The organism is Alkalibacterium sp. s-m-28 (assembly GCF_054658175.1).
Map to the genome: position 1 here is coordinate 1 of NZ_BAAGIQ010000102.1, position 6,722 is coordinate 6,722.

General features: G+C 42.4%; 6 protein-coding genes. 5 read left to right on the top strand and 1 reads right to left on the bottom strand.

Going from position 1 to position 6,722, the window contains the following annotated elements; translation table 11 throughout:
* Positions 1–178: 178 nt before the first annotated feature.
* Together ACYQ4S_RS10320 and ACYQ4S_RS10325 are read left to right on the top strand one after the other, a co-directional pair.
* The gene (locus ACYQ4S_RS10320) at positions 179–496 is read left to right on the top strand and encodes a hypothetical protein (protein WP_459770978.1); all 318 of its coding nucleotides are present in this window, start codon (positions 179–181) and stop codon (positions 494–496) included.
* On the top strand, positions 480–1,076 hold the full coding sequence (locus tag ACYQ4S_RS10325; RefSeq protein ID WP_346024341.1) for a hypothetical protein: 597 nt from the start codon (positions 480–482) through the stop codon (positions 1,074–1,076). Before ACYQ4S_RS10320 ends, ACYQ4S_RS10325 begins: the two co-directional genes overlap by 17 nt.
* Before the next feature lie 193 nt (positions 1,077–1,269).
* On the opposite strand, the gene map is transcribed toward ACYQ4S_RS10325, so the two are convergent.
* Positions 1,270–2,010: a type I methionyl aminopeptidase gene (gene map / locus ACYQ4S_RS10330; RefSeq protein WP_459770980.1), complete on the bottom strand. Its 741-nt coding sequence runs from the start codon at positions 2,008–2,010 to the stop codon at positions 1,270–1,272.
* Positions 2,011–2,305: 295 nt separating this feature from the next.
* Between map and ACYQ4S_RS10335 the strand changes: the two genes are divergently transcribed.
* From ACYQ4S_RS10335 to ACYQ4S_RS10345, 3 genes are all read left to right on the top strand, one after another.
* Positions 2,306–3,313, top strand: coding sequence for an LLM class flavin-dependent oxidoreductase (locus ACYQ4S_RS10335; RefSeq protein ID WP_459770982.1), 1,008 nt, complete (start codon positions 2,306–2,308; stop codon positions 3,311–3,313).
* Between the two features lie 500 nt (positions 3,314–3,813).
* Entirely contained in the window at positions 3,814–5,181 is a 1,368-nt protein-coding gene (locus ACYQ4S_RS10340; RefSeq protein ID WP_459770983.1) for an alanine/glycine:cation symporter family protein, read from the top strand.
* A gap of 461 nt (positions 5,182–5,642) precedes the next feature.
* Positions 5,643–6,290, top strand: a complete 648-nt coding sequence (locus ACYQ4S_RS10345) for an acetate uptake transporter (RefSeq protein ID WP_459770984.1) — start codon at positions 5,643–5,645, stop codon at positions 6,288–6,290.
* Positions 6,291–6,722 lie beyond the last annotated feature (432 nt).

Consider the following 6,722-nt stretch of genomic DNA (forward strand, 5'->3'; position numbering starts at 1 on the left):
CAAGTCCAATGGGACAACTGAAGAAAATGTTTGGGTAATGAAACACACAGAATGAGCCATTTTAATATTAAAATTGAAGAGTTACCATCTCTAGAAAAAAAGTTTCCGCCAAAGTCTTGACACATACGTGCAGATTCTACTCTGCGCGTTTTGATTTGATTACAGGTAGAATGAGACTGTGTTTTCTGATAAGGTGGAATATATACATAGAAATTCATTTCCAACCAACGGGGTAACTGCTCAACAGGCAGAAGGTCTTCTAATCGAATCGGGGGATACACTTACAGTTAGAGTTGAAAAGTCGACTAGTGAAACGCCTCTTGAAGGATCTGCTTATTTGAATACTGAACCCACACTGACAGTATCGACAAGTGAAGGAACGTCATATCATGTCTCTCTTCTTAATAGATACACCCACTATCCCGAGTACGAAATGATTGATTTATATAGACTGTTGAATACAGGGGAGGAAGATAGACGTGACGAAACCAGCTAGTGGATACAAGAAAATTTTCTGGGGCTATATCCTATCGATTATTAATGTCTCGGTAGGCTTTCTCATTCTTTTTCCCAGTATAATCGGGTGGTACATCTTGATCAAAGGCTTTGGAGAAATCGAGGAAAATCTTCCAGCTCAAAATCGCACGCTCATTAACAGCGGGCTGTGTATTCTTTTCACTTTTTCCTTTCTGGAAGGTATTTCTCCTTTGATCAGTCTGGATTTTCAGATGTTGAGTATGCTCCTGCTCTTTTACCCTCCAGTACATATGGTGGTTGAACTGACCGTCTTTCATAAATTATTCGAGTCTGTAATCATCAGGTTTACTGAAATGCAGCAGGTAGATAGGGTGAACACCTATACTACAAAAGATACACGGTATCTTTTGATTTCTGGTGTAGCCGTCCTGCTGTTGACAGCAGCTGCGACAAGTCAACTGACTGGGCTGATTGTGGTTGGGTCTTTATCGGCATTAGTGTCCAAAATATATATGCTGACAGTCATTGCTTCACTAAAAAATGAAGGGACAAGTGCGATGCAAGTGTCTTCAAATACAGAAACGGTGAATACCAACTGATAAACATTATAAATAATAAACCGGCTGCAGACTTTTAAGTATGAAAGATGCTTAATAGCATTTAGAGAGAATCAATTGTAGAAAAACTTGAATATGAAAAAAAGCACGGACGGCTGTCTGTGCTTTTTTCTGGCAACTATTATATTATAGAACCGATTTTAATAAATATTGGACTGTTTTAAGGAGTTGATTTTTACTTAGTTACAACAATCGGTCCATCCTTAGTCACGATAATCGTATGTTCATACTGAGCGACAAAACTGTCTTCAGTGACGAGTGTCCATCCATCATCGGACTGGTCAACTTCCTGCTCATTGTTTGAGATGAATGGTTCGAAGGCGATCACCATGCCTTCCTTTAATTTAACGTCGTCCCATTTGGAGTAATAATTGAAAATGTGGTCCGGCTTTTCGTGGATCGAGCGTCCGATGCCATGGCCGGTCAGGTTTTTAATTACTGTGAGGCCGTTCTTTCTAGCCGTATCATGGACAACTTTACCTAACGAGCTAGTATGAGCGCCCGGTTTAACCAAGGACAGTCCTGCTTCAAAGGCTTCCTGAGCGACATCGCAGACTTTCTGCTGATCAGGGTGTCCCTTTCCAATCAGTACAGATATTCCAGTATCGGCAAAGTAACCGTCTTTAGATCCGGATACATCTATATTGACCAGATCGCCTTCCTGAATGACTCGGTTTCCTGGAATACCGTGGGCCACTTCTTCATTGATGCTGATGCATGTAAATCCAGGGAAATCGTAAACGCCTTTAGGTGCGGACTGAGCACCAGCCTCTTCGAACAATCCGCCGGCAATGTCGTCCAGTTCTTTTGTCGTGATACCGGGTAAAGCCTTGGAAACCAGCTCATCCCGTATCGAGCCGCAGATTTTACCAATGGCTTTTAAGCCTTCAATGTCTTCTTTTGCTTTAGCTATCATTTTATCTTCCTCTATTCTAGGTTCATTCTAAAGACCACTCCGCCAAAGTGAGTGACTGCTTATTCATTAATACTGTTTATGCTCTTGCAATAATAGAGCATGTAAGTGAGAGGGTCAAGGGGAAGATTCAGCAGTTCGATTAATTAAAATACTTGTGCCCCAAAATGGACAGATGATTGGGGTAGGCGTATGATATAAGAAGAATGCTCTAACATTTTTTTACCTATTTTACAGATCAGTAGCTACAAGCTCTATCGATTAATAATTAAGGTGCGATGAAAGAAAGGATAGATAGATGATGCGATTGAGTGTATTAGATCAGGCACCAGTAACAACGGGACATACCCCCCAGCAGGCAGTTGAGTATGCTGTGGAGCTGGCGCAACATGCAGAAAAATTAGGATATGACCGGATGTGGATGGCTGAACACCATGGAAGTGAGGCCTTTGCCAGCTCTGCACCAGAAATCATTGCTGCCTATATCGCTGCAAAAACGAATAAAATCCGTTTGGGAACTGGTGGAACGATGATGATGCATTACTCTCCACTGAAAATGGCGGAAGTATTCAAGACATTAAGTGCACTGGCTCCCGGCAGAATTGATTACGGTGTAGGACGGGCACCTGGAGGGGATCAGCGGTCGATATACGCTTTATCACAAGGAGTTAAACCTGATTTTGACCATCTTTATGAGAAGCTGGACACAGGACTTGAACTGATTAGAGATACGGTTCCTAACGATCCGTTATACAGGTATACCCCTGCTGCTCCTCAGAATGTAGCGATTCCAGAGGCATGGCTATTGGGATCGAGCGGAGATAGTGCTATGGAAGCAGGAAGACGAGGAATGGGGTACTCCTTCGCTCAGTTCTTTATGCTTGGTGCCATGCGAAAAGAGATCTTCGACTTGTATCGCCACCATTTCGAGCCATCTGAATTTATGGACAAGCCTGAAATCAGCGTAGCCTATTTAGTTACGGCAGCGGAAACGAAAGAAGAAGCGGAATACCTGGCAAAGCCTCAGGATATCGCCCGCATTCGTCTGAGTCAGGGACGCATGGACCAGCTGATGACTCCTGAAGAAGCAGCGGATTACCAGTTCACTGATGAGGAACAGGCTGCGGCCACACAGAACCGGGGCATTCATCTCGTTGGAACGGCAGCCGAAGTAGCAGATAAGTTGAGAAAAGATCAGGAAACCTATGGATTTCAGGAAGCCATGATCTGCAGCATTCAGCATACTCAAAAGCAGAGACTTAACGTTTATAAACTATTGGCAAACGAACTGTTACAGGATATATAACAACGAATGGACCTAGTCATGAGAAGACAGATACTCTCATGACTAAGCCCGTTGTCATTTTTACTCACAAAATTTTATTTGTAAATTTCATGTTGAAGGAGGCTCGATGTCAAGGACTCACAAGTTAAGCGATCTGACCGAAGCGCATTGACAAAACAGTCATATGGCGTTCTGTAGTCTAATATTTTCCTAGGCTAATCGTTCATCCATTGTTCTATTCGTAAGCACTGATCGTTAGTAGTTTAATTGATGGCCATCCCTAACCTGATCGGCCTTCTCCTACTGAGTCCAGTCGTCGTCAGACTGACCAAGAATTATTTCGGGAAAGACGGAATATTTAGAAATGAAAAGCAGGAAACTGATTAACGGGAATAAAAATCAATCGAAGCGATACTGGCTCATCCCGCAGCTCCTTCAAAAAAACATATACAAAGTTCAAGTGATTGTGTATATTTAGATATTATGAAAAAGAGTTAGGGGAGAGTAATATGGAGAGGTTTATGGAATGGGTACTGGAGGTCAACGGGGTCGTCAATGATTTAGTCTGGGGCTGGCCGTTTCTGATTCTGATTGTCGGGACAGGGGTATTGCTGACAGTCAGAACACGCTTTATCTCGTTTACTAAGTTCGGATACATGTTAAAACAAACATTTTTAAAGATGTTTTCAAAGTCTCAAGTAGGTGAAGGGGAAGTGACCGCGTTTCAGGCTGTTTCAACCGCTCTGGCGGCTACAGTGGGAACAGGAAACATTGCTGGAGTCGGAACAGCAATAGCGATCGGTGGGCCTGGAGCTGTTTTCTGGATGTGGATTGCCGCACTGTTTGGAATGGCAACAAAATATGGAGAAGTCGTACTAGCTATTCAATATAGAGAGAAAACAGAAGACGGCCGATTCGTCGGTGGCCCAATGTACTATCTTGAAAAAGGGGCCAACATGAGATGGCTGGCTGTTCTGTTTGCGATTTTTGGGGCAGCAGCAACATTCGGAATAGGAAACATGGTGCAGTCGCATTCAGTAGCTGATTCCCTGAATGCCACTTTTGGAATCCAGCCTTGGATCACAGGGATCGTTCTGGCCGTATTGGTTGCTTTGGTCATTGTCGGAGGCATTAAGAAAATAGGAAAAGTGACTGAAATCGTTGTGCCGTTTATGGCTGCTATTTACATTATAGGTGGACTGATTATTATCATTGCCAACATCCAGCTCGTTCCTCAGGCTTTCGGAGTCATCTTTCGTGATGCCTTTACAGGATCGGCTGCAGCCGGTGGATTCGTCGGATCGACTTTGACTCTATCTATTCGTTACGGAGTGGCACGCGGAGTGTTCACTAATGAAGCGGGGCTAGGGAGTGCCCCAATTGCTCATGCAGCAACAACAACGGATCATCCAGTCAGACAAGGCTTATGGGGGATTTTCGAAGTCTTCGCCGATACCATCGTAATATGTACCATTACAGCGATGGTTATCGTTATGACAGGAGCAGTCGACACCGGCCTTGACGGAGCAGCACTGACTACATCAGCATTCAATGAAGGGATTGCATACGGAGGCTATATTGTAACCTTCGGACTGATATTTTTCGCCTTTTCTACATTACTAGGCTGGTCATACTACGGCGAGCGGTGTATGGAATACCTGTTCGGACCTAAATCGATCGTCTTTTACCGAATGCTCTTCATTCCGCTGATTGTAGTGGGATCTATTGGTGGCCTGCGAGCTGTCTGGGCTCTGGCAGATACGTTGAACGGCCTGATGGCTCTGCCTAACTTGATCGGACTGCTGATACTGAGCCCGGTCATTGTCCGTCAGACTAAGGAATTCTTTGGAAAAGACGGAATCTATGATAGTGAACGGAAAAATAGTTAATTGGGAATTAACACTTAATATGTAAATAAAAAGAGGGACTGATTTTGTTGCTTAAGACAAAGTCGGCCCCTCTTTTTTTGTTGTTTCTTTGGAAGGCTTAGGAGTAGGTAAGCGAATGCCTCATAAATGGGCTATATGAGGCATTCGACTAATTTGTATAAGCCTGAATCGGTCATAAACATAATAAATGAGGCATTCGTCAATTTTTAATAAGCTGAATCCCTCATAAGTTAGAGATATGAGGCATAGAGAATGCTCTATGCTTCCTCTATAATAAAAATTACGGTCACAGACAATTAATAGAAGGGAAGGTTTTCATAACTTAGTTTCACGACTTGTAAAATGGTTAATGAGAAGAGTAAGCGCTATAACTAAGATAATACTAATATACGGTTGACAGACTTCACAATGTATCTGTATACTAGTCACTTGTGTGCATAGATAAACGAGGAGTGTTAAACGTGGAAAACGAAAAAGTAGTAACCTTTAAAGAGATAACAGCAAATCCAGCTCCACTGGGACTTATGGGGTTCGGAATGACAACCGTCTTACTTAATATTCATAATGCAGGATTTTTCGGACTTGATGCAATGATACTGGCAATGGGGATTTTCTTTGGTGGAATGGCTCAAGTCATTGCCGGCATCATGGAATTCAAAAAGAACAATACGTTTGGAACAACAGCATTTACATCATACGGCTTCTTCTGGATGGCACTGGTCGGCTTGAATATCCTTCCGATGCTTGGACTTGGAGACGCTCCAGATTCATTATCAATGGCAGCCTTCCTGTTCATGTGGGGACTGTTCACATTGTTCATGTTCGTCGGAACGTTACGCATCAACAGAGCACTGCAGGTCGTTTTCGGTTCGCTGACTATTCTGTTCTTCCTGCTGGCAGTCGGTAACTTCACTGGATCTGTTCTGATCCTGACAATCGCTGGATACGAAGGTATTTTCTGTGGATTGTCTGCGATTTATGCCGCTATGGCTCAAGTACTGAACGAAGTGTACGGTAAAACTGTTCTTCCAATTGGAGAAGTAGGACAGCTGAAACCAGTTCGTGAAGAAAAATCTAAAAAAGAATCTTTTGCTTATAACGAAGGATAAGGCAACTCAATATAACTAATAAAAACTCCTGATAGAGGGAATAGTGACTGAATCAAGTCGCTTTCCTCTGCCAGGAGTTTTTAAGAGTATTACAATATAATCCAAATGAACAGTTTTAACTTAGAGCAAAACGTAACGACTGTCAAAAAACACTATAACAATAGGTCATAATATAATTATTTTTGTCAGTTATCCCTGTCAATCAGTCTACTTTTGTTATTATTTTATATATTAATTAAAATAATACAACATAAACTATCACTTTTATCTTGCCAGACTAGGTGATGATAAGTGGTCTACATATGAGGAACTGTCAAATTTTTTATGAAAACTAAAAATTAAAGGTGGTGAAGGCCCACTGACTATACCAATCGGAGCCGCATTTGCCCTTGACAAACACTTGAATGGTTTCAGTTAAGGTCACAAGGGTGA

Bases quoted from the DNA above. Each gene is read 5' to 3' on its own strand.
- map (WP_459770980.1), bottom strand. From the start codon at position 2,010: ATGATAGCTAAAGCAAAAGAAGACATTGAAGGCTTAAAAGCCATTGGT.
- ACYQ4S_RS10335 (WP_459770982.1), top strand. From the start codon at position 2,306: ATGATGCGATTGAGTGTATTAGATCAGGCACCAGTAACAACGGGACAT.
- ACYQ4S_RS10340 (WP_459770983.1), top strand. From the start codon at position 3,814: ATGGAATGGGTACTGGAGGTCAACGGGGTCGTCAATGATTTAGTCTGG.